We start from the raw sequence: 1,226 nt of genomic DNA on the forward strand, positions 1-1,226 counted from the left end.
CCTTGCAGCCAGACCGTCCAGGGAGCACACCCCGTGGACTGCCACGCCGATCGCGTCGGCGAATGCTGCCGCGGTGGCCATCCCAACACGGAGTCCGGTGAAGGGTCCGGGTCCGACGCCCACCACCACGGCATCGAGCTCGGCGGCCGTGATGCTGGCCGATTCCAGACACTCGAGGATGTGCGGGGTGAGCAGCTCGGCGTGAGCGCGGGCGTCCTCGGTCACGCGCGTCGCGAGCGTCTCGATCCGCGAGCCAGCAGCATCCCCCGGACCAGCAGGTTCGAGGCGGCATACGCCCGCGGTGACGGCGGGAGTGGAGGTGTCGATGGCGAGGACAAGCACGAGGTCAGCGTACCGCCGCACGACCTACTCCCCGGAATTCGATCCGCCGCCCGGCCCACGAATCAGTCCCTGGCCCACGAACTGATCACCCGAACACGATCTGCCCGTCTAATTCCGATCTGCCCGCCGGAGAACGCGATGCACTCGGGGCCCCGCGCGCATCAGCGAATCGCAAGGGCAGATCGCGAAACCAGCCCCAGAACGGAGGGCAGATCGTAAAACGGAGGGCAGATCGAAAGGTCGCCGGCGACTCAAGGCTCGGGAACCGGTCGTGGCGCTAGGAGTGGCGCGCGTGCGCGGTGTTAGGCGCGGTGCCAGGCGGCGGTGCGGACCTCCGTCTCGTCGCCGCGGCTCATGCGCACGATCAGCGGCGACTCGACGAGCGACTCCACGAACCCGGCGCCCCATTCCACGACCACGATGTCCTGGTCGAGTGCGGAGTCCAGGTCGAGGGATTCGAGTTCGTCGGCGAGGTCTCGGCGGGTGGGCTGATCGCCGTCGGGGTCCTGGCCCAGGAGGCGGTAGGCGTCGACGTGGACCAGGCCGGGGCTGCCGGCCGTCGCGGGAGCGTGGCGGCGGGCGATTACGAAGGTCGGCGACGTGACGCGGCCACGAACTCCGAGGCCCGCGGCGATGCCGGTGGTGAGGGCAGTCTTGCCGGCGCCGAGTGGGCCGTCGAGGACCACCACGTCGCCGGCCGAGAGCAGTCCGGCGATCTCCTCGCCGAGTGCGCGGGTGTCCTCGACCGTGGGCAGCTCGCGCTGACCGGGAACCTCCAGCGTCACGACGCCTTCTTCGCGCTCCGGCCGGGAGCGGGATCTGAGCCGGTGGAGGTCGCGCTGGCAGCGGGCGCGGAGGCAGGCACGGCGGTCGTGCCAGGCGCG

The 1,226-nt window shown here is 70.9% G+C and carries 2 protein-coding genes; both read right to left on the reverse strand.

Going from position 1 to position 1,226, the window contains the following annotated elements:
* On the reverse strand, positions 1–342 hold a 342-nt coding region (gene tsaB / locus G6016_RS16760), incomplete at its 3' end, for a tRNA (adenosine(37)-N6)-threonylcarbamoyltransferase complex dimerization subunit type 1 TsaB (RefSeq protein WP_182633727.1).
* 302 nt (positions 343–644) lie between these two features.
* Complete coding sequence (gene tsaE / locus G6016_RS16765) at positions 645–1,127, reverse strand: tRNA (adenosine(37)-N6)-threonylcarbamoyltransferase complex ATPase subunit type 1 TsaE (protein WP_182633728.1); 483 nt, start codon at positions 1,125–1,127, stop codon at positions 645–647.
* Positions 1,128–1,226 lie beyond the last annotated feature (99 nt).

It is taken from the genome of Dietzia aerolata, from assembly GCF_014144865.1.
In the GTDB taxonomy this organism is placed as follows: Bacteria; Actinomycetota; Actinomycetes; order Mycobacteriales; family Mycobacteriaceae; genus Dietzia; species Dietzia aerolata.